Source organism: uncultured Shimia sp. (assembly GCF_913054185.1).
Classification (GTDB): domain Bacteria; phylum Pseudomonadota; class Alphaproteobacteria; order Rhodobacterales; family Rhodobacteraceae; genus Shimia.
Map to the genome: position 1 here is coordinate 1 of NZ_CAJXIV010000066.1, position 22712 is coordinate 22712.

Consider the following 22712-nt stretch of genomic DNA (forward strand, 5'->3'; position numbering starts at 1 on the left):
AGTGGCCGATGTTGCCAACAATCGCCATGTCCTTCATCTCGCGCATGTGCTCGATACGGATCACGTCTTTGTTGCCGGTGGTGGTGATGAACAGATCCGCGTCCAGCGACTCTTCCAACAGCACAACCTCATAGCCGTCCATCGCCGCCTGCAAGGCACAGATCGGATCCGCTTCGGTCACTTTCACACGCGCACCCGCACCTGACAGAGAGGCAGCGGAGCCTTTGCCCACATCGCCATAGCCACAAACCACGGCCACTTTACCCGCCATCATTGTGTCAGTGGCACGGCGGATGCCGTCAACCAGGCTCTCTTTACAGCCGTATTTGTTGTCAAACTTCGACTTGGTGACAGAGTCGTTCACGTTGATCGCAGGGAAAGGCAGCTCGCCTTTTTTATGCAGATCATACAGGCGGTGTACGCCCGTGGTGGTTTCTTCAGACACACCCATGATGTCGGCGCGTGTTTTGGTGAACCAGCCAGGGCTTGCCGCCATGCGCTTTTTGATCTGCGCGTGAATGGCTTCTTCTTCTTCCGACGTCGGCACGCCGAGGTCTTCGCCCGCTTCCGCTTTGGCACCCAACAGCACATACAGAGTAGCGTCGCCGCCATCATCTAGGATCAGGTTTGCGCCTTCCGGGAACATGAACGACTTGTCCAAGTAATCCCAGTGCTCTTCCAACGACTGACCTTTGATCGCAAACACCGGAACGCCTGCTGCCGCAATCGCCGCCGCCGCGTGGTCCTGTGTGGAGAAGATGTTGCAGCTGGCCCAGCGCACATCTGCGCCCAGCGCCACCAGTGTTTCAATTAAACACGCGGTCTGAATGGTCATGTGCAACGAGCCAACAATACGTGCACCCGTGAGTGGTTTGCTGTCGCCAAATTCCTCGCGCAGCGCCATCAGGCCCGGCATCTCGGTTTCGGCAATATCGAGTTCCTTACGGCCAAAATCGGCCAGGGAAATATCTTTTACTGTGTAATCGGTCGCCATTGCGCCCAGCTCCTTACGGGTTTGCTTTGGCGACCAGATAACACTCAGAAGGGCTTTCTACAACGTTATCAGATGTGTTTCGAAACGCTGTTGACGTGCTTTAGCCTTCAATTCCGTCAGGCAGCAGCACTGCCTCTTGCTGGAACCAGTCCGTTCCGGCGGCCAAAATGCAAGACAATCCCTGCGCATTGGTCATGATCACCGTAAATGTCCCGGTTTTCTCAGATGACCAAACCTCGAGCATGGTCAACTTGTTGTCGTTGGAGCCTTGTAGCCCACCTGCGACCATCGCTTCGGCGTATTTGCTCTGCAAACGTTCCACAACGATGTCCCGCATCGCACATCCGGCGGCATTGGCCGGTGGCGCTGCTGCGGCCATGCCAAACAGCAAGGCTGCTCCTACTACTCTCTTAAACATAGCGCTCTCCTTTCTCGCGCAGATTGACCCAATTGGATCAATGTCGTTGAGGTTGGAGAGGGGGACACGCGGGAGGAAGCCGATTTGAAAACGTGCCCCCCTCGCTAGTAATGTCGGTATCGCGTCGCGCTTTTACAAAACACGCCTGATCACGTTGTTTTGTGGCAGCACGTGATCCCGACACAATATAGGGTGCGTTCCAAATGTGGCATTTTTGTGACCAGGTAGACAATCTATCCTTCCGCATCGGCACTGCTCTCAGCGGTATAGCCAGAAAATCCCGTTAACGGCTTGCTAACCAAAAGGTTAAGAAATCCCTGCATATTAATAATTTGCACACCAACTCCACCGCAAAAACAGCCCATGTTTCGGTCTGCTTTCTTCATCCCTGCCATCTTGCTGATGGGCACGTTTATCGTGATCACAAATGCGCTGATCACATCTGGCGTGGCCGCAGGTTGACGCCTGCACATCTCCGATCAGACTGACTGTTGCGCATCGCCGCGTCGCTAGCGTACACCGGTTTAACACAACCAGGAGGCACCCCTTTGGCACGAGCATGGCAGCGCATGTTGTCCGGTCGCAGACTGGACCTGCTAGACCCCACCCCCGTGGACATTGAAATCGAAGACATTGCCCACGGGCTGGCTTTTGTGGCGCGCTGGAACGGCCAGACTCACGGGGATTTTGCCTATTCCGTCGCAGAGCACTCTCTTCTGGTCGAAGAGCTCTACGGCCGCATGTACAAATCCGCCACGCCCAAAACCCGCCTAACGGCTTTGCTGCATGACGCCCCGGAGTATGTGATTGGCGACATGATCTCCCCAGTAAAAGCCGCAGTGGGTCCGGACTACGGCGAATTGGATGACCGGCTGATGGCTGCAATCCACATCCGTTTTGGTCTGCCCGCTGAAACCCCCAAACGGCTGAAGGCGCAAATCAAGAAAGCAGACAAAATTTCCGCCTGGATGGAAGCCACCCAAATCGCTGGGTTCTCCGTGGCGGAGGCCAACAAATTGTTTGGCGTGCCCGATCCCAAGGTCATCGAAGGTCTGTCGATCCGTTTGCGCCCACCTGTTGACGTGCGCAAAGACTACACCAATCGCCACGAAGCCCTTTTGGCGGCGTTTTGAGCCTATTTAGTCCCTGATATTGAGTGTGCCATGTCCGCAATAACCATCCAAAAAGGCGCCGCCGTAGACCTGCGCCAAACCGCAGAATTGCTCAACGAGATCATCGCCATTGGCGGTTCCACCGCGATGACCAATCCTATGTCTCGGGAGGATTTGGAGGGTTGGCTTATGGCGGACCCAGACAAATCTAACTGGCACGTCGCCCTGACTGAAGACGGCACATTGTTGGGCTTCCAATGGATTGGGCCATGGGGCGACTTGCCGCCAGAGGCTTGCGCCATTGGCACGTTTGTCAAAGCCGGGCGCACCGGGCTCGGGATTGGCACCAAATTGTTTGACGCCAGCGTGAAAGCCGCCGACGCCTTGGGCTATACATGGATGGACGCCGAAATCCGCGCCGACAACTCAGGTGGGCTTGCCTATTATCAAAGCCGCGGCTTCGAAGACTACAGGACCCTAAGAGACGTCCCGCTGGACGACGGCACTTTTGTACAAAAGATCTGCAAACGCTACGACCTCTAAGCCGTCACATCGCTGGCAGCACGTCCCGCCGTACCAACGCGCGCAACGCAAAATTGCTACGCATGTTGCGCACGCCTTTCACCTTCATCAGGCGGTGCTCCAGAAACGCGTCAAACGCATCCAGATCCGCCGCCACAATCCGGAGCAGGAAATCCCGTGAACCGGTCATGAGGTAGCACTCCATAACCTCCTCAAACGCACTCACCGCGCGCTCAAAATTATTGATCACATCCGCGCCCTGCGCCTCCAGCTCCACCGAGACAAAAATCGTCACCGGCAACCCGATCTTGCGCGGGTCAACGCGCGCGCCATAACCGGTGATCACCCCATCCGCCTGCAATCGCTCCAGCCGCCGTGCACAAGGCGTGGCGGACAGCCCAACCTGCTCCGCCAAGTCACCAATCTTCATGCGCCCGTCGAGCTGCAATGCCCGCACGATTCTACGATCAATGGCATCCATAGGGAAAATCTCCAAAAATTAACCATATTCAGGCCAGTATCTCTAAAATTTACCCATCCGCATAGGTGCATTTGGAGAAAACCTCTGTTGATCCTGTGTCAATTTGCCGCCACTCGGCGCCTGGGACGCAGCAAATCAAGAACAAAGGAACCGCCCAATGCAAATAACCCGTTTGGCCACCCCAACCCACGAAACCGTATTGCGTGTGCATGATGCCAGTATTGGTCTCACCGGTTTTATTGCGGTGCATTCGACCAAATTGGGGCCAGCTGCAGGCGGCCTACGCATGCGTCCTTACACCAGCGAAGACGCCGCCTTGACCGACGCGCTGCGCCTGTCTGAGGGCATGACCTACAAAAACGCCGCCGCAGGCCTGCCATTGGGTGGCGGCAAAGCCGTGATCATGGGTGACGCCGCGCAAAAAACTTCGGCGCACCTGCTGACGTTCGCCCGCGCCATCAACACGCTCGAAGGCGATTACTGGACCGCGGAAGACATGGGCATGAGCCCGGCTGACATGGCGCTGCTGGCCACGGAAACCAAATTTGTGGCCGGTCTGCCGGACGGCCCCCACGCCTCTGGCGACCCCTCCCCAATCACCGCCCGCGGCATCTTCAATTCGATCAAAGTCACCGCCAAACATCAATTTGGCAGCGCAGATCTGACCGGCCGCACTGTTGCCGTGCAAGGTCTCGGCCATGTTGGAACTTACCTTTGTGAGTTCCTTCACACAGCTGGCGCTAAACTGATCCTCGCGGACATCAACGCCAAGCGCGTGGCAACTCTGGCGACCAAATATGACGCTCAAACAGCCGGTCCAAACGACATCCTGACCGTTGAGGCAGATATCCTTGCCCCTTGCGCAATTGGCGCAGTTCTGAACGCAGACAGCATCCCCAAATTGAACGTCGCTGCGGTCTGTGGCGGCGCCAACAACCAGTTGGCCACTTCTGAGGACGGCGCCCGCTTGCACGCCCGCGGCATCCTCTACGCGCCCGATTTTGTCGCCAACGCCGGTGGCATCATCAACGTCGCCACAGAGGTCCTCGCCACCGGCAACCGCACCACTTATGTCGATGAGAAGCTCTCCGCTGTCGAAACCACGCTGGACCGCATATTCACCCGCGCCAAAACCATGGATTGTAGCCCGTCTGACGTCGCAGTTGCGATTGTGGACGAAATGCTGGCCGACAAAGCAGCGTGACACCCCAAAACAAGAAGCGGAGCGTCGCATAGCGGCAAATCTGCCCATATACTCCAATTTGCCCGGCCATTTGTGCCGGGCTTTTTTTATTGCATGTGATATACACCTTTAATACCGCCTCGGTTTTTTGTGGTTTTGTATTCTGCGACACTTTGTACCAACCCGTTATTCTCCTTATGACGATGCCGGTCGCGACCAAGGAAGTTCGCCCGCAACCTCCGATATTTGAACGGTTTTTCCAGTTCGATTTTGGAAATCATAAGCGGTTTTCAATTCCTGTTTCAGCTGCTGTGCAATTCCAGAAGCGCATTTCCAATTCGCGTTAACCGCCCATTCAGACCGGCCATGCCACCTGCAAACCAACGACACAAAAGCAAGAAATCCAAAAAGGCATCGCCATGACGCTCAAATCGCAAATTCTGGCACTGATCATCATTCCTCTAATTGCTTTGGCTGCCATCGGCAGCCTCAAGGCGCGCAATGACTGGACCCGCTTGACCAACGCACAAGCCACACAGGTCATCACCGAAGACTCCGTGGCACTGCTCGAAGTTGTGCACCATCTTCAGGTCGAGCGTGGTCTGTCAGCGGTCCACATCACCGCAGCAGATCAAGGCACAATGTCTGAGCTGAGGGCCACCCGCACCCTCGCCGACACAGCAGCTCAAAAGGTACCAGCAAGCGCTGTTCATATTCTGAAACACCTGGCTCCACTTGAAACGCTGCGCGCCAATGTCACCGACCGCAAAATCCAACCCGGCGAAATGGGCGCAGGCTATTCCGGCATGATTGCCAAAGTGCTCTCGGACGTGAGTGACTTGCTTCTGCATCAAAACAACGCAGAGCTCAGCCAAATCAGCTCCGGTCTTGTAAACCTGTCTTACGCTAAAGAAGCCGCCGGCCAACAACGTGCCGCCGGGTCGGGTGCCTTTGGGCGTCAGACCTTTGATCTGGCCGCCTTCCGCTGGTTCACCCGTACCGGCGCTGTTGAACGCCAACTTCTGGACATCGCCAATCTCTCCCTGGAAAGCCACTTTACCAATCTCGATATCCGCGCCGGCCTTGCACCAACGGGTCTACCGGGCATTCGGGAAGAGATTCTGACCACAGGCCCAGGCCAACTGGCGCCGAACTACACGTCTAAGGATTGGTTTGAACGGTCTACTCGGTGGGTGTCCTCTTTGCGTGGTGTTGAGAACACCGTTTCCGATAAGATGATAGAGATTGCTGTTGCTGAGGCCCGAAATGCCCGCAATTCGCTCATATTGACTCTGGCCGTTTCTGCCGCCTGCCTGTTGTGCAGTGCAGGCATTGGCTGGCGTCTTATCTCAACCTTTACCGCTCAATTTTCGGCCCTTCAGGGAGATCTGGACAAACTCGCACACAAGGAGTTCGACTTTGTGCCTGCCAATCTGAAAAGCCGCGCCGAAGTGGGTGGCCTCAGCCGCAGCATGGAAAAAACCCGGCTTGCCTTAGCACAGGCAGAGGATCAATTGCGACAAATCGAAGAGACCCGCATCGCTGATCGGGGCACATTTGTCAGCAGCCTCGAGGATGGCCTTGCTCATTTGGCACGCGGAGAACTCGACTGCACAATCGAACAGCTCTTTGCCGAAGAATACGAAAGCCTGCGCACCAGCTTCAATGTGTCGCTGGAGCACCTCCAAACCACCATTCAACATGTCACGGCCACCGCTGACAGCATCAATGTTGGCGCCGCCGAGATCAGCCAATCGGCGGATCATCTGTCCCGCCGCACCGAAAGTCAGGCGGCAACACTGGAAGAGACCGCCGCCGCACTTGAGGAACTCACCACCTCGGTTCAAGCATCTGCAAACAGCGCCCGCAGTGTCGAAAACGCCATGTCAGAGGCTCGAGAACAGGCGCAGTCAAGCGGCGAAGTTGTCCAAAAGGCGGTCACTGCAATGACCACAATTGAAGAGTCCTCAACCCAGATTGCACAGATCATTGGGGTGATTGATGACATCGCCTTCCAAACCAACCTTCTGGCCCTGAACGCAGGTGTGGAAGCCGCCCGTGCCGGGGACCATGGTCGTGGTTTTGCTGTTGTCGCATCTGAGGTCCGCGCTCTTGCTCAGAAATCCGCAGAAGCCGCCACAGAAATCAAATCTCTCATCAGTGAAAGCACCCGCCAAGTTCAAGACGGCGTGTCCCTTGTGGGGGACACCGGCACGTCAATTACCAACATTGTGGACCGGGTTAATGAAATCTCCAAGCTGATCAGCGGCATCGCCAACGGCACAGTTGAACAGGCCACCGGCCTGCACGAAATCAATGGCAATGTGCATCAGCTTGACGAAGTGACCCAAAAGAACGCCGCCATGGTCGAGGAATCCACGGCAGCCGGTCACCTTCTGCACGCAGACGCCAATAAGCTGGCGGAACTGATGAGCCAATTCCGGGTTGACGCCACGGCCTCTGATGCCAACGCAGAAGAGTTTCGCCAGGCATCCTGACCGGGCAGATCATTCAAAAAGCAAAAGACGCGGCCTCCCGATGGAAGCCGCGTCTTTGACATATTGGTTTCTGTTGCGTCCTGATCAGGAACCCAAGGTGGTTAACCTTTACCGCACCGTCGCGATGCAGCCGTAATACCGACGCCATACCGACGTTGTTTTAGGGGCTTTCTGGCCAAATCCTAACGCGGCGACCGCTTTGCCAAAATCCGCTGCAACGTCCGACGGTGCATGTTCAACCGACGCGCGGTTTCACTCACGTTCCGATCACAAAGTTCATACACCCGCTGAATATGCTCCCAACGCACCCGGTCCGCACTCATCGGGTTTTCTGGTGGTGGCGGCAGCTCATCCGGCCCACTCAGAAGTGCGTTCATCACATCCGTCGCATCCGCTGGTTTGCTGAGATAATCCGTCGCCCCGATCTTCACCGCGGCCACCGCAGTGGCAATCGCTCCGTAGCCCGTCAGGACAACCACCCGACTGTCAGCCCGCTTCTCGCGAATGACCTCGACTACATCCAAGCCATTGCCATCTCCAAGCCGCAAATCCACCACGGCATATGCTGGTGGACGGGCCGTAGCAATCGCTTGCCCCGCCGCAACGGATCCAGCCGTTTCCACCTCAAAACCGCGTTTTTCCATGGCTTTAGCGAGACGGCGCAGAAATGGCTCGTCGTCATCTACCAACAGAAGTGATTTGTCCGGCCCGATCTCCGACAGCGCGTTTTCCGTCATGTACCTGTTCCCCACTGCGTGTTTGGACAAGTATTATCGCCCCTTGCCTATTGGGTCAAACTGACCCGTCGCTACTACATATTGTCTACGAAGCAGGACACCGTTTCAGCCATCTTTTCTGGCGTCACGTCACGGCGGAAGTATTCGACAAACCCGTGCTCGGGCAGAGTCAGATAGGTAAAGGTGGAGTGATCCACGAGGTAAAACTCTTCATCCCCATCTTCCGCAGGCTGTTTTTTGTAATAGGTGCGGTAAGCTTGGCTGGCTGCTTTCACTTGCTCAGGGGAACCGCTTAGACCAATCATGCGTTCATGCAGATACCCTGCGTAGTCGCCCATCACTTCTGGCGTGTCCCGCTCCGGATCAATGGTGATAAACACCGGTGTCACGATCTTGCCATCTGCTTCAAGGATATCAACAGCTTCTGCGTTACGGGTGTTATCCAACGGACAGACATCCGGGCAGAATGTATAGCCAAAATAGACCAACGACGGCTTGGTCAAAACGTCCTTGTCCGTCACGGTTTCCCCGGCGCCATTCACCAGCTCAAACGGCCCACCAATCGCGCTGGTGCCACCGGCAACCTGACCTTGACGACATTGCGCAAACTGATCGCCGTCATCCTTGCCACGGCTCACGTACCACATGCCGGCAAGCGCAAAGATCGCTACAAACGTCGCTAACGCCGCAAAAAAACCGATTGTACCCCAGTAAGTTCTCCAGAACGCACGACCCATGTCAAACCTCATCACGTTTAGTTGCGGGATATGACGTTGAGACCTATCAAGGTTGCTCAAAGACACAAGCGGAAAGGCTCGGAAATGACGGATTTGTCAGGCGAACTGCTCAATGCAAATCGTCGCAGCAACTGGATTCGCTTGCGCACCTTTATCATGCTGCGCTGGATCGCGATTTGCGGACAGATTATTGCACTTTTGGTGGCCCAGTTCGGCTTTCACTTGGAACTATATTATGGCCTTTGTTACATGGCTGTTGGTGTCGCAATCATTGGTAATTTGATCGCCACTTTTGTCTTTCCTGAGAACAAGCTGCTCACTGAAAAAGAGAACATGGCCATGTTGCTCTTTGACGTATTGCAACTCTGCTTCCTGCTGTTCCTTACCGGCGGATTGCACAACCCGTTTTCTTTCCTGGTTGTCGCCCCGGTCTCCATCGCGGCCTCCGTGCTTTCAGTACGATCCGCCGTGTTACTGGCTTGCCTCACTGTCGCTTTGGTTACAGTCCTGCTCGAATTCCACATACCGCTTCGAACGGACAACTTCTTTATCCTGCGGGTGCCAGATGTTTTCCTATTTGGGAACTGGGCCGCCATCGTCATCGCCCTGTTCTTTTCTTCCCTCTATTCACGCCGTGTTGTGTCAGAAATGTCCTCGATGGGCGAAGCACTCGCGGCGACCCAAATGGCGTTGTCACGCGAACAAAAGCTCACCGATCTCGGAGGCGTTGTCGCCGCGGCGGCCCATGAACTGGGCACCCCCTTGGCCACAATCAAGCTCACCAGCGCAGAGCTTATGGAAGAACTGGAGGGTCAAACAGAGTTGTATGAAGACGCCGCCCTCATCCGCCAACAAGCAGACCGTTGTCGCGATATTCTGCGCTCCATGGGCCGGGCAGGGAAAGATGACTTGCACCTGCGCAAAGCCCCGCTTTCCACCGTTATCGAAGAGGCCGCTGAGCCGCATATGACCCGAGGAAAAGAAATTATCTTTGATCATTTTGACCTGTTAGACGGCCCGGAAATCCTGCGGCGCCCAGAGATTATTCACGGATTGCGCAATCTGATTCAAAACGCAGTCGATTTTGCCAAAACATCCGTTTGGGTTGAAACCGAATGCACAAGTGAGTCGGTTTCTGTGCGCATCATGGACGACGGACCGGGGTACCCCTCACACCTAATCGGACGCATTGGAGATCCATTTGTGCGCTATCGCAAATCGGAAAAAGAAGTCAAAAGGCGGCCTGGGTATGAGGGAATGGGACTCGGCCTCTTTATCGCCAAGACGCTTCTTGAAAGATCTGGTGCAGAAATCAGTTTTGCCAATGGATCCGGCAAGTTGCATGACAATGACGAAAACTCAGAGCGTCGTGGGGCCGTTGTAGAAGTGATTTGGCCAAGAGCAAAAGTCGATGCCGCAATGAACCTCTCAGCCGTTGGAGAAGGCGACAATCCGTTACATCAATCTTAAGCCAAAGCACGCGTAAACTTGTAAAATCTGCAATTTTCAGTAATCTATTCACATGAGCTAATTACGTACTCCTCGTTGTTTCCAAATAGCTTTGAGGTCTACTATGTTTTTGTTAAGCATTTTGTTTTTTGCGCTTCTTGCACTTGCGAGCCTCGCAACAATGGCCGCAATCCGAAACTTTCAGGAATTCGAGGCACAGGGCTCACGTCCTCTCACGGAGCGTTCCGAGCCTTCGCCTCAAGTTGCGCGGTTTTTATTCCGTGCAGGCAGCTTGGTGGATGCAAACCCAGCTGCGCTCCGGATATGCTCGGAAACGCCAACCGACCGGTTTGACTGGGAAGCCCTTCGCAAAAAGCTGTCCGCGAGCTTTCCCGATTTTCCATTTGCCCAAGGTGCGTCGCACAACAGAGACATCACTGTTTTGACGTCAAAGGATCCAAACGACGGCTCTATTGTTACACTGGATCAATGGAACGATGTGGCCCGCGTCACCTTAGAGCAAGATGATGCGCCCGACTTGGCTCGCAGAACTGCGATTTTACAGGCCATGTTTCAGGCACCCAATCCAATTTGGAAAGCCAATGCCAACGGTGTTGTTGTCTGGCGCAATTCCGCATTCAAGGCGCTTGGCGCGTCACTCGGGTATTCTGCAGATGCACAGAATCTTTTCGACACCAGATCCGTTGAACCGGGTGAGCCCGCCCAACGATTTCAATTGTCCAATTCCGACAACAGTCGCACACACTGGTTTAACGTCACCGCGGTGCATGCCGGTCCAGATGTCATGTATTATGCCACCGAGGCGGATGCCGAAGTATCCGCCCAGGACGCCCGACGCAATTTTGTGCAAACTTTCTCCAAAACTTTTGCAGAGCTCTCTGCGGGTCTTGCGATTTTTGACCAAACCCAAAAATTGGTGTTGTTCAACCCCGCTTTGACAGAGCTTACAGGTGTGTCCGCGGATTTTTTATCTAACAGATGTGACCTGTTTGCTTTTTTTGACCAACTGCGAGAACACCACGTAGTCCCTGCACAAGGCGGTCACATGGAATGGCGCACACAGGTGTCACAGATTTTGCAAAAGGCCCTAAGCGGTGCGTTTTGCGAGACATGGACCCTACCCACGGGCGTGACCTACAAAGTGTCCGGTCGCCCTCATGCAGATGGCGCTCTGGTGTTCCTATTTGAAGACATCACAGCAGAAATCACCGTGACCCGAAGGTTCCGAAGCGAACTGGAACAAGTACACAGCGTTCTGGACACGGTAGATGACGCCCTGGTGTTGTTTTCCTCCACTGGGCAGCTCCGGTTGTGCAATCAGAGCTACCGCGACTTGTGGAAAAGTGACCCGGACAGCTCGTTTGCCGAATATACATTCCGAGACGCTCTCCAACACTGGAAAACAGACTGCTTGCCATCTCCAATATGGGCAGATCTCAAAAATCGAATTCTCTCTACATCTGATCGCAGCGCATGGTCCGCCCCGGTCACCAAAACAACTGGTGAAGTGCTGAGTATAGAAGTGGCGCCTGTGGCGGGTGGGGTCACCTTGCTGACATTCAAAGAAATCAATCCGGTAAGATTACCGTTGTCTGCGAGCCATTGATCCCGAAACACGCTTGCAGGTCTTGGAGCGCGTTTTTACTGTGGCCCCATGACGGCATTCTCACGCACTATCACTTTAAACTCCCCCCCTGAAACCCAGGCTTTGGCCGTTCAGATTGGCGCCACACTCACAATTGGTGATGTTTTGCTCCTTGAGGGGCCAATCGGTGCTGGTAAAACCCATTTTGCCCGCAGCTTGATCCAAGCTTTGTTGCCCGTGCAAGAGGATGTGCCATCGCCAACCTTCACGCTTGTTCAAGTGTATGATGGTCCCGAGTCAGAGATCTGGCACGCCGACCTGTACCGCCTGTCCGCCCCGGACGAAGTTGTGGAGCTGGGACTGACAGATGCCTTTGAGGAGGCCATTTGTCTTGTTGAGTGGCCCGATCGGTTGGCGGAATTGGCACCGGAGAATGCGCTGCACCTACAATTCGAAGTGTCAGAGCTTGCCGAACAGCGCAGACTGACACTGTCTTGGGCGTCCTCTAGCTGGTCAAAGAAACTTAAGGGGATCGCAAAATGAGCTCCCGCGACAACGCGATCAGATCCTTCCTGGCCAAAACAAAATGGTCCACGGCTGAAGTTTGCAATCTGGCTGGCGACGCATCCGCGCGTCGCTATAAACGTCTCAAGTTGGGATCGGGTGAAACTGCAGTGCTTATGGACGCACCGACAGAAGGCGGAAACTCGACAGAGCAATTCACCAAGATAGCGACGTTTTTGACGAACAAAGGACTTTCCGCACCGGAGATATTTTTGTCGGATCACGCAAAAGGCTTGTTGCTGATTGAAGACCTGGGTGACGATCTTTTTGCGCGCGTCATCCCAGCGGGCACCGCCAAAGAAGGCCCACTCTACCTGGCAGCCGCAGACGTGCTGACTGTGCTGCATCAGCACAGGCCACCCAACGGTCTCCAATGCATGGACGCGCCGACACTTGCTGAAATGATCGAACCGGTTTTCTCCTGGTATATCTCCGGCGCAGATCTTCCATGGGAACAGGCTTGGACGGCGTTTCATCAAACTATATTGCCAATTTTTGAAACCTATTTTGACACCTCTGACGTCATGGTTCTGCGCGATTACCACGCAGAGAACCTCCTTTGGCTCCCCAGCCGACAAAATGAAGCCTGTGTGGGCTTACTGGATTTCCAGGACGCCCTTCTCGGTCACCGGGCCTATGACTTGGTGTCTCTTTTGCAAGACGCCCGCCGCGATGTGCCAATTGAGATCGAAGACCGCACCAAAGCTCATTTTGTTCAGTCATCAAGCCTTGATCCGGAGAATTTTGATGTCGCCTACGCCCTGCTGGGTGCGCAAAGAAACTTGCGGATCATCGGTGTTTTTGCCCGCTTATGTATGCACTATGGAAAGCCAAACTACGTGGACCTAATCCCGCGTGTGTATAATCTGGCGATGCGAAACCTGAAGCACCCTGCCCTGCAAGAGCCAGCTAAGATTTTGACAAACACCCTGCCCGCTCCAACTCCTGATCTTCTCAAGAAACTGAAAGCCAAATGCGCGACACTCCCAACGCCGTAATGCTCTTCGCCGCCGGATTTGGCACGCGCATGGGTGAGCTCACACGTGACATTCCAAAACCACTCCTGCAGGTGGGTGGTAAATCCCTATTGGACCGCACGCTCGAATTGACCACCAGTATTGCGGCCGAACGCACCATCGTGAACGCGCATTACCATCATCAGAAAGTGGCCAAACATCTAGAGGGCACCGGCGTCCAGGTTTCGATAGAACTCCCTGACGTCTTGGAGACTGGGGGTGGCTTACGCAACGCATTGCCTTTGCTTGGCAACGGTCCGGTCTTTACCAGCAACACGGACGCGGTTTGGCAAGGCCCAAACCCATTTGAAATGCTGCTTGAGGCCTGGCAGCCAGACCACATGGACGCGCTACTTTTGTGCCTGCCAAAAGAAAACGCCATTGGTCACAAAGGCGCTGGGGATTTCATCTTGAACGAGGCTGGTCAAATCAAACGGGGTCCAGGTGTGGTGTATTCCGGTGTTCAGATCCTAAAAACCGACGGGTTGGCGGATATCGCCGAGACATCGTTTTCCCTCAATGTACTCTGGGACAACATGCTCGCTTCTGGTCGCCTCTATGGCCTGACCTATCCCGGAAAATGGTGTGATGTTGGCTCCCCGGAAGGGCTGAGGCTCGCAGAAGACCTTGTGGAGACAAACGATGTTTGAACCCAGCACTTCGCCACGTGTTTTTGCCCTCCCGCCCGGCGCTGACTTTCCTAAGTACCTTGTGGATGGGCTTCGTGCGCGCTTCTCAGATCAACGCCCCGACGCCATTGCCAAAGCCACCGTGATTGTAAACACCGCCCGCATGGCCCGCCGGGTACACGCCCTGTTTGACGCAGGGCCAGCCACACTGCTGCCACGCATCCAACTCCTGGGGGAGTTTGCAAACGCCGCATCCGCGCACCTTCCAGCCGCCGCGCCGCCAGTCCGACAACGTTTTGAGCTGATCCAGCTTGTCACCCGACTGCTGGAACAACAGCCTGATCTCGCCGCCCGCGCATCTGTCTATGACCTCGCTGACAGCCTTGCAGCGTTGTTTGATGAAATGGCGGGCGAAGGGGTACCAGTTGACACAATCGAAGCGCTGGATGTCAGTGACCAATCCGGTCACTGGGCACGCGCGCAGTCCTTTTTTGGAATTGCCCGCCACTTCATCGAGGACATGGACAGCGCACCTGGGCAGGAGGCCCGACAACGTCGTTCCATCGAGGCAATTGTGTCTTCGTGGGATCAAACCCCACCGCAAAACCCGATCATTTTGGCTGGATCCACCGGATCACGCGGCACAATGCAGCTGCTGATGCAGGCCGTGGCCCAACTCCCACAGGGTGCCGTGGTTTTGCCCGGCTTCGATTTTGACATGCCGCCAGCAACTTGGGACCATCTTTCGGACGGGCTTCAAAGCGAAGATCATCCGCAATATCGCTTCCGTGCCTTGATCCAAGACCTCGGTATAACGCCGCAAGATGTGACTCCTTGGCACAAGTGCATCGCACCGTCGCCCGCACGTAACAAGGTTGTCTCCCTCGCACTCCGCCCTGCGCCGGTGACCGATCAATGGTTGAGCGAAGGTTCAACACTTGGTGATCTATCACAGGCAACGCAAGACATCACACTTGTTGAAGCCACAACACAGCGCGAAGAAGCGCTCGCCATCGCGGCGCGATTTCGGAAAGCGGCGGACGAGGGCCTGACTTGCGCTCTGATCACGCCGGACCGGATGCTGACACGACAAGTCACCGCCGCTTTGGATCGATGGGACATTGTGCCAGATGACAGCGCCGGTCAGCCCCTTCAGCTTTCACCTCCAGGCCGATTCTTGCGCCATATTGTGGCTCTGTTTCACCAAAAACTGACCTCCGAGGCGCTACTAACCCTTCTGAAACACCCGCTCGCCCACAGCGGCGAAAACCGGGGTGATCATCTCAGATACACGCGTGATTTGGAGCTTTGGATTCGGAGACAGGGTGTCACATACCCAATCGCTGAGGACATGCGCGCATGGGCCGCTGCGCGCGACAGTGATATGACGGAGTGGATGACATGGCTCATCGACAGCTTCTGCGCCGCAAGCCAAACAAGCAATGATATGTCCGCCCTCTTGGAGACCCACATTGCGCTTGCCGAACGGATTGCACAGGGACCGGGAGACGGCAGCGGTGGACTGTGGGATCAAGCCGCAGGGCGATCCGCTGCACGACTTGTCGCAGAAGTCAGAGATCACGCCGAGGTGGTAGGCACCATTACACCCTCCGACTATGCTGATCTGTTTGCCGCTCTCCTTTCTCGTGCAGAAGTCCGTGACCGCGACGCAGGCCATCCGAACCTTCTGATTTGGGGAACACTTGAGGCCCGCGTCCAAGGTGCAGATCTGGTGATCCTCGGTGGTCTCAATGAAGGAAGCTGGCCGGAGTCGCCCAGCCCGGATCCATGGCTCAACCGCAAACTCAGGCATGAAGCAGGCCTATTGTTACCCGAACGCCGCATCGGTCTCTCCGCGCATGACTTTCAACAAGCCATTGGCGCGCCAGAGGTTTGGATCACCCGCTCGGTTCGCTCCGACGAGGCGGAAACCGTGCCGTCACGCTGGGTCAACCGCCTGACCAATCTGCTCAGCGGCTTGCCGGGACAACATGGCCCCGAAGCATTGAGGGAAATGAAGGCGCGCGGAGACGCTTGGCTGTCTTACGTGCGTGCCATGGAAACCGTTCCGTTGGTGCCTGCCGCCGCGCGCCCCTCACCAACGCCACCGCCAGAGGCGCGCCCGCGCCAATTGTCGGTGACAGAAATCAAACGCCTAATCCGAGATCCGTATGCGATCTATGCCAAACATGTGTTGCGGCTACGTCCTCTCAATCCTTTGATGCGCACACCGGACGCTCTCTTACGCGGCATTGTAGTGCACGACGTTTTGGAGCAATTGATCAAAACGTCCGTGGCGGAGGACAAACCAGTCACGCGAGAGCAACTCCTTACCATATCAGAGACTGTTCTTGCACAAAATGTGCCTTGGGCCACTGCACGCGCGTTGTGGCAAGCGCGTCTAGATCGCGTGGCTGATCACATCGTTCATGGCGAAGAAATCCGCCGCGCACACGCCACGCCGATGGCGTTTGAAACCTCTGCTGAGGGCCTTATTCCTGAGCTTGGCTTCCGACTAACCGCCAAAGCCGACCGGATTGACCAAACAGAAGCCGGTGCACTGATCCTGTATGATTATAAAACCGGCTTGCCGCCGTCCAAAGACGAACAAACCTACTTTGACAAACAGCTGTTGCTGGAAGCCGCGATGGCGGAACAGGGCGGTTTCAAGGACATCGACCCGTCCGACGTGGCCGATGCGATCTACATTGGGCTTGGCACATCACCCAAAGATCAACCCGCGCCTCTCTTGGAAACGCCTCCCACGAAGGTGTGGGAAGAGTTCACCACATTGATCCAGCACTATGTCGCTGACGGTAAAGGTTTCACCTCCCGCCGAGCAATGCGCACAGAACGCGACGAGGGTGATTTTGATCAATTGGCCCGGTTTGGCGAGTGGGACGCCACGGACGAACCCGCGCCGGAGACCCTGTCATGACCCAACCGATGAACGATGCCACCCGACGCCAGATCACTGCTGCCCGCCCGGATGCCAGCACTTGGCTGTCCGCAAATGCCGGATCCGGCAAAACCCGCGTGTTAACCGATCGCGTTGCGCGCCTCTTGCTTGAAGGCGTGCTGCCACAACACATTTTGTGCCTGACCTACACCAAGGCCGCTGCCAGCGAGATGCAGAACCGCCTGTTCCAGCGCTTGGGCAGCTGGGCCATGAAATCTGACGACTCACTGCAAACCGAACTGAAAGACCTCGGCGTTGTTGGAAAATCCGCCTCTGAAGACCTCAAGAACGCGCGCACATTGTTTGCGCGCGCAATTGAAACCCCTGGCGGGCTAAAAATCCAAACCATCCACTCGTTTTGCGCCTCCATGCTGCGCCGCTTCCCGCTCGAAGCCGGTGTTTCGCCGCTGTTCAGTGAGATGGAGGACCGCGCCGCTGTCCTTTTGCGTGAAGAAATTGTCGAACAGATGGCAGAAGGGACGGACGCACCGTTGATCCACGATTTGGCGGTACATTTCACCGGGGCTTCGCTGGAAGATCTGACCGCGGACATCTGCCGCAATGCCGACAAGCTGCGCCATCCAATGTCCGAAAGTGAACTATGTTCGCTGCTTGGCTTGCCGGAGGGATATGATCATTCCGCTGTGCAAGCAGATGTGTTTCTCGGCGGCGAATGGGACCTCATTCAACAGTTGATTGGTGTTCTACTGACCGGCGGAAAAACTGACGCTGGGGCGGCGACCAAATTAAAAAGCATCTCTTCGATGGACAGCACTGCATTGCCAGTTCTGGAATCCGTGTTCCTCACCGGCAAAGGCGCAAAAGAGCCCTTTTGCGCCAAGTTAGACACTTTCCCGACCAAAGCACTGCGCACCAACCATGCGGATTTGATGGAGCGCATCAAACCGCTCATGCTGCGCGTTGAAGACACACGCGCCCGCCGCTTGGCGCTGCAAGCAAAAGACCGCAGTGCCGCCTTACATGCCTTTGCCGCAAACTTCCTCACCCGCTACGACTCGGCCAAACAACATCGCGGCTGGCTCGATTTTGACGACCTGATCTTACGTGCACGCAACTTGCTCAACGAACCGTCAGTGGCAGAATGGGTGCTCTATCGCCTTGATGGCGGCATCGACCATATTCTGGTGGACGAGGCTCAAGACACCAGTCCGGTTCAATGGCAGGTGATCGAACGACTGGCACAAGAGTTTACCTCCGGGTCCGGCGCGCGGGATGATGACACCCGAACCATTTTTGTTGTGGGCGACAAAAAACAGTCGATCTACAGCTTCCAAGGCGCAGATCCAGCTGAGTTTGACCGCATGCGCGACGAGTTTGCCGCGCGATTGCAGCCCACAGAGCGCCAGCTTCAGGACCTTAGCCTGGAGTATTCTTTCCGCTCTTCACCTGCCGTGCTCAACCTTGTCGACAAATGCTTTGAAAACCACGCCGCCGCCGGTTTCCCAACGGGCAATCGTCACATCGCATTTAATGACGACATGCCCGGTCGCGTGGACCTCTGGCCTGTTGTGGAACCGGTTGCCAAAGCAGAAAAAGACGATTGGTTTGATCCTGTCGACCGGCTTGGGGACACCCACCACACAGTTATTCTGGCGGACCGGATCGCTGCGCAAATCAAACGAATGATCACGCAAGACACCATTGCTGACAAACGCGATCCGGATGGTGCCTATTTGCAGCGCAAAGTTGAGCCCGGTGATTTCCTCATACTTGTGCAACGCCGCTCAGACCTGTTTCATGAAATCATCCGCGCCTGCAAATTACACGGCTTGCCAATTGCCGGTGCAGATCGCCTGAAGGTGGGCGGTGAAATGGCCGTGCGTGACCTTGGCGCGCTGCTGTCCTTTCTCGCCACGCCAGAGGATGATCTGTCCTTGGCAACGATCCTACGGTCCCCGTTGTTTGGCTGGTCCGAACAGGCGCTGTTCGATTTGGCCCACCACCGGGCACCAAAAACCTACCTTTGGGCTGCGCTACGCGACCGTGGCGAAGAGTTCCCCCACACCATGGCAGTCCTAAATGATCTGCGCGCAAACACTGATTTTCTGCGCCCCTATGACTTGATCGAGCGCGTCCTAACTCGACACAAAGGCCGCCGTGCTTTCCTCGCGCGTCTCGGCGCGGAGGCGGAGGACGGCATCAACGCACTGCTCACCCAAGCCTTGGCTTTTGAAAAGTCTTCCGTTCCATCTCTCACCGGCTTCCTGCAATGGATGCAGACCGATGATCTCGAGATAAAACGCCAGATGGACAGCGCCACCAACCGCATCCGCGTGATGACGGTACATGGCTCCAAAGGTCTCGAGGCGCCGATTGTGATTATGCCGGACACAGGCAAGCGCCTAATCAAAACCGACGCGCCTATTGTACCTGTTGGTGGCGCTGCACTTTGGAATATGCCGTCAGATAGCGCCCCCGCACCATTGACCTCTGCCCGCGAAGCCATGGCTGAGGCACAAGCCGCCGAACGGCTGCGCCTGCTTTATGTGGCCATGACCCGGGCTGAGAAATGGCTGATCGTTGCCGCGGCCGGTGATTTGGGCAAAGACGGCAAGACTTGGTATGACACCATCCGCACCGCCATGACTGCGTCAGATGCAGCGCCATGCCAGTTTGAAGGTGGCAAAGGACTACGGCTGGATCATGGTGATTGGGCTGGAACAGTCACGGCTTCTGAGACATCCACGGTCTCCAATAACACTGACGTACCAGAGTTTCTCAAAACCCCCGTTTCTGCACCGATCCTTCAATCCGCCACGCTCAGCCCGTCGGATTTGGGCGGTGCCAAAGCTCTTGGGGGTGAGCACGGATTGGATCAAGATGCCGCCATGCAACGCGGTACTTGGCTTCACCTGCTTCTCGAACACCTGCCAATCTATCCACAATCCAAATGGCAAGACATTGCCACATCCCTATTGCAGGACGATCTTATCGATATGCCCGGTGGTCAATTTTCAGATCTTCTGGCCGAAGCGACACACGCACTAACCAAACCGGAACTTACGTGGATATTTGATCCCGCAGCGCTTGCCGAAGTTCCTGTCACTGCTGATTTGGGCTCGAACCGCCTTCATGGCATTATCGACCGTTTGGTCATTCAAGACGATTGCATCTGGGCCATCGATTTCAAAACAAATGCCACGGTTCCAACCTCAGCAAACACCACGCCAGACGGTATTTTGCGGCAAATGGGCGCTTACACCCATGCTTTGGAACAGATTTTTGATACACCCATCAAAACCGCCATCCTTTGGACGGCTACGGCTGAGCTGATGGAACTGCCACACGATCTTGTGACAAAATCACTTGCAGCCACACCATATCTTGACGACCCCGCTTCGCAAACCTAGGTTCCCTCGAACCAACACTTACCAGCACCCTCTTTCAGGAGACCTCCAAATGGCAACCGTCGCTGTCACCGATGCCACCTTTGACGAAGAAGTAAAAAACGCCGACGTGCCAGTCGTCGTGGATTTCTGGGCCGAATGGTGTGGCCCTTGTAAACAAATCGGCCCAGCGCTCGAAGAGCTCTCAGCCGAAATGGACGGCAAGATTAAAATTGCCAAAGTTGATGTGGACAGCAACCCGGGCGCAGCTGCGGCTCTGGGTGTGCGTGGCATTCCTGCGCTGTTCATTTTCAAAGACGGTCAAGTCATCTCCAACCGCGCAGGTGCCGCGCCTAAAGCTGCCCTGCAAAGCTGGATCGAAGACGCGCTCTGATCCCGTCAGAATACGGATTTTTAAAGGCGCTCCATTGGGGCGCCTTTTTTGGTGCTCACGATCAAGCCACAGGCCATCCAAGCCCAGCCAATCGCGCCCTGATTTTGTCTTCAGCATCCGGCCGCCCCGCATTGATCGACATCTGCTGAAGGAACCACCACAGGTATTGAGGGTAGGGCGGTTTCATACCACGCACGGCCTTAAAGGCTCCGTGAACACCCAACACACCAACATTGGCCGCAATGTGATGGAAATCGATGCCTGCAAACAGCACACTTGGTTTCTTTAAGAAATACCCCGCAAAAGCCACGCTGGAATTCATCGCCACCACATAGGCGCACTTCGGCAGAAGCTCTTCCATACCGCCGACACGCAAAGACAAGCGCGCATGTTTGGCAACCATGTTGTCCAAAACCAGCCGCTCCTCATCTGAATAACTCTCTCCGGGATGAAGCGTGACAACAACCTCCCGATCAGGCTCTTGCGCCAGAACATGTTCCACCATCTCAACCGGGCTACAGTGCTGAAAATACCGTTTTTCAAGCAGTTTTCCCTGAAGCGGCACATACACAAAGTCACCTTTCTCAACGGACTTCAGCAAAGGCTCATAGAGCCGACGTCGCCAAGCCTGAAAGAATTTTCGCGCTTCCGCTTCATCAATCTTTGATGGATCAAAAGCCGTTTCCGCAACTTCCCAGTGCCACCGCTCATTGGTGTGCTCGATGTGCCAAAACGGGTAGTAATACGCCTTCCTCAAAGTCACCGAATTGCGCACAAACGGGTCACGCATATAGAACACCGAATACCCGCCAAGGCGCGGATCGGCCTCCTTTGGATCAACATAACTGACCTGCATACCCGCGGAGCGGGCGACATCGGCCACCTTGTTGATAAAATTATGATCACCAGCTTCCGCACGCTGTCTATGTGGCCAAGGAATGTAAAAACGGGCCTGTGTTTCACTGCTCATAGAGCGGACGCTAAGCCCTTGCAATCACGCCGGCAAGCCATACCCTTGTGCCTTTCTTGCCGCAGGCTCATATAGAGCGAAGGATAGAAGGAGCTTTTGGATGTCTGAGGATCAATTCCCCGGTTGGCACGGCACCACCATCATTGGTGTGAAAAAAGGCAGCGAAGTTGTAATTGCTGGAGATGGTCAGGTCTCCCTGGGCCAAACCGTGATCAAAGGCACCGCACGCAAAGTGCGCCGCTTGAGCCCCGGCGGTTATGACATTGTGGCGGGGTTCGCCGGTTCCACTGCTGACGCCTTCACGCTGTTGGAGCGTCTCGAAGCCAAGCTTGAAGCCACCCCAGGCCAATTGGCCCGCGCCTCTGTGGAGCTCGCCAAAGACTGGCGCACAGACAAATACCTGCAAAAGCTTGAAGCCATGCTGATTGTGTCGGATGGCACCGACATCTTTGTCATCACTGGGGCAGGGGACGTGCTGGAACCTGAACATGACGTCACCGCCATTGGCTCCGGCGGTAATTATGCGTTGGCTGCAGGTCGCGCGTTGATGGACACCGACTTGTCTGCTGAAGAAGTGGCACGCAAAGCCATGGGCATCGCCAGTGACATTTGCGTCTACACCAACGGCAACCTGACCGTAGAGACCATCAAACAATGAGCGATATGACCTACACCCGCATGGGCAACTCCGGCCTGGTTGTCTCTCGATTGGCGCTAGGTACCATGACCTTCACGCATGGGTCCGATTGGATCCCAGGCGTTGCCAAAGTTGGCCTTGATGACGCCCAACGCATGGTTGATGTCGCACTGGACGGTGGCATCAACTTCTTTGACGCGGCAGATGGCTATTCCAGTGGCGAAGCCGAAGATATCCTCGGCAAAACACTCAAGGGCAAGCGCAACGACGCAGTGATTTGCACCAAGCTTGGTTTCCGCCAAAGTGATCGCGTCACAGATGCAGGCCTGTCTCGTGGGCACATCCTGTCATCCGTAGATGGCTGCCTGAAACGGCTCGACACCGACTGGATCGACCTTCTGGTACTGCACAAGACCGATTTTAGCACGCCGATGGAAGAAACCTTGGCAACCCTGCAAG

General features: G+C 55.5%; 20 protein-coding genes. 14 read left to right on the forward strand and 6 right to left on the reverse strand.

What is annotated here, in order from left to right; translation table 11 throughout:
* Together QZ517_RS13590 and QZ517_RS13595 are read right to left on the reverse strand one after the other, a co-directional pair.
* The coding region (locus tag QZ517_RS13590) for an adenosylhomocysteinase (RefSeq protein ID WP_294227786.1) at positions 1-994 on the reverse strand (994 nt) is incomplete at its 3' end.
* 100 nt (positions 995-1094) lie between these two features.
* Positions 1095-1412, reverse strand: coding sequence for a hypothetical protein (locus QZ517_RS13595; protein ID WP_294227788.1), 318 nt, complete (start codon positions 1410-1412; stop codon positions 1095-1097).
* Positions 1413-1981: 569 nt separating this feature from the next.
* Between QZ517_RS13595 and QZ517_RS13600 the strand changes: the two genes are divergently transcribed.
* A complete protein-coding gene (locus QZ517_RS13600; protein ID WP_294227826.1) occupies positions 1982-2545 on the forward strand; it encodes an HD family hydrolase in 564 nt (187 codons plus the stop codon).
* A gap of 30 nt (positions 2546-2575) precedes the next feature.
* The gene (locus tag QZ517_RS13605; RefSeq protein ID WP_294227791.1) at positions 2576-3067 is read left to right on the forward strand and encodes a GNAT family N-acetyltransferase; all 492 of its coding nucleotides are present in this window, start codon (positions 2576-2578) and stop codon (positions 3065-3067) included.
* Positions 3068-3071: 4 nt separating this feature from the next.
* On the opposite strand, the gene QZ517_RS13610 is transcribed toward QZ517_RS13605, so the two are convergent.
* Positions 3072-3527 carry an Lrp/AsnC family transcriptional regulator gene (locus tag QZ517_RS13610; protein ID WP_294227793.1) on the reverse strand — a complete coding sequence of 152 codons (456 nt, stop codon included), beginning with the start codon at positions 3525-3527 and terminating at the stop codon, positions 3072-3074.
* A 157-nt stretch (positions 3528-3684) separates the two neighbouring features.
* On the opposite strand from QZ517_RS13610, the gene QZ517_RS13615 reads away from it, so the two are divergent.
* Both QZ517_RS13615 and QZ517_RS13620 read left to right on the forward strand, forming a co-directional pair.
* Positions 3685-4731, forward strand: a complete 1047-nt coding sequence (locus QZ517_RS13615; RefSeq protein WP_294227795.1) for a Glu/Leu/Phe/Val dehydrogenase dimerization domain-containing protein — start codon at positions 3685-3687, stop codon at positions 4729-4731.
* A gap of 398 nt (positions 4732-5129) precedes the next feature.
* Positions 5130-7208, forward strand: a complete 2079-nt coding sequence (locus tag QZ517_RS13620) for a methyl-accepting chemotaxis protein (RefSeq protein ID WP_294227796.1) — start codon at positions 5130-5132, stop codon at positions 7206-7208.
* 182 nt (positions 7209-7390) lie between these two features.
* On the opposite strand, the gene QZ517_RS13625 is transcribed toward QZ517_RS13620, so the two are convergent.
* Together QZ517_RS13625 and QZ517_RS13630 are read right to left on the reverse strand one after the other, a co-directional pair.
* Complete coding sequence (locus tag QZ517_RS13625; protein WP_164643671.1) at positions 7391-7945, reverse strand: ActR/PrrA/RegA family redox response regulator transcription factor; 555 nt, start codon at positions 7943-7945, stop codon at positions 7391-7393.
* A gap of 74 nt (positions 7946-8019) precedes the next feature.
* Positions 8020-8592 (reverse strand): SCO family protein, encoded by a 573-nt coding sequence (locus QZ517_RS13630; protein ID WP_294227827.1) that lies wholly within the window; start codon positions 8590-8592, stop codon positions 8020-8022.
* 174 nt (positions 8593-8766) lie between these two features.
* Between QZ517_RS13630 and regB the strand changes: the two genes are divergently transcribed.
* From regB to trxA, 8 genes are all read left to right on the forward strand, one after another.
* Positions 8767-10152, forward strand: a complete 1386-nt coding sequence (gene regB, locus QZ517_RS13635; RefSeq protein ID WP_294227801.1) for a sensor histidine kinase RegB — start codon at positions 8767-8769, stop codon at positions 10150-10152.
* 103 nt (positions 10153-10255) lie between these two features.
* Complete coding sequence (locus QZ517_RS13640) at positions 10256-11758, forward strand: PAS-domain containing protein (protein WP_294227803.1); 1503 nt, start codon at positions 10256-10258, stop codon at positions 11756-11758.
* A 48-nt stretch (positions 11759-11806) separates the two neighbouring features.
* Positions 11807-12280, forward strand: a complete 474-nt coding sequence (gene tsaE / locus QZ517_RS13645) for a tRNA (adenosine(37)-N6)-threonylcarbamoyltransferase complex ATPase subunit type 1 TsaE (RefSeq protein WP_294227805.1) — start codon at positions 11807-11809, stop codon at positions 12278-12280.
* Positions 12277-13299 carry a phosphotransferase gene (locus QZ517_RS13650; RefSeq protein WP_294227807.1) on the forward strand — a complete coding sequence of 341 codons (1023 nt, stop codon included), beginning with the start codon at positions 12277-12279 and terminating at the stop codon, positions 13297-13299. The genes tsaE and QZ517_RS13650 overlap by 4 nt, the downstream gene beginning before the upstream one ends.
* Positions 13275-13967, forward strand: coding sequence for a nucleotidyltransferase family protein (locus QZ517_RS13655; RefSeq protein WP_294227809.1), 693 nt, complete (start codon positions 13275-13277; stop codon positions 13965-13967). Before QZ517_RS13650 ends, QZ517_RS13655 begins: the two co-directional genes overlap by 25 nt.
* Positions 13960-16884 carry a double-strand break repair protein AddB gene (gene addB / locus QZ517_RS13660; RefSeq protein ID WP_294227812.1) on the forward strand — a complete coding sequence of 975 codons (2925 nt, stop codon included), beginning with the start codon at positions 13960-13962 and terminating at the stop codon, positions 16882-16884. Before QZ517_RS13655 ends, addB begins: the two co-directional genes overlap by 8 nt.
* On the forward strand, positions 16881-20276 hold the full coding sequence (addA, locus tag QZ517_RS13665) for a double-strand break repair helicase AddA (protein WP_294227815.1): 3396 nt from the start codon (positions 16881-16883) through the stop codon (positions 20274-20276). Before addB ends, addA begins: the two co-directional genes overlap by 4 nt.
* Positions 20277-20325: 49 nt before the next feature.
* Complete coding sequence (gene trxA, locus QZ517_RS13670; RefSeq protein ID WP_283424485.1) at positions 20326-20646, forward strand: thioredoxin; 321 nt, start codon at positions 20326-20328, stop codon at positions 20644-20646.
* 61 nt (positions 20647-20707) lie between these two features.
* Here trxA and QZ517_RS13675 read toward each other — a convergent pair whose 3' ends face one another.
* Positions 20708-21616 carry a hypothetical protein gene (locus QZ517_RS13675; RefSeq protein WP_294227820.1) on the reverse strand — a complete coding sequence of 303 codons (909 nt, stop codon included), beginning with the start codon at positions 21614-21616 and terminating at the stop codon, positions 20708-20710.
* A 100-nt stretch (positions 21617-21716) separates the two neighbouring features.
* Between QZ517_RS13675 and hslV the strand changes: the two genes are divergently transcribed.
* Both hslV and QZ517_RS13685 read left to right on the forward strand, forming a co-directional pair.
* Positions 21717-22274: an ATP-dependent protease subunit HslV gene (gene hslV, locus QZ517_RS13680; protein ID WP_294227822.1), complete on the forward strand. Its 558-nt coding sequence runs from the start codon at positions 21717-21719 to the stop codon at positions 22272-22274.
* The coding region (locus tag QZ517_RS13685; protein WP_294227824.1) for an aldo/keto reductase at positions 22271-22712 on the forward strand (442 nt) is incomplete at its 3' end. The genes hslV and QZ517_RS13685, both read left to right, overlap by 4 nt.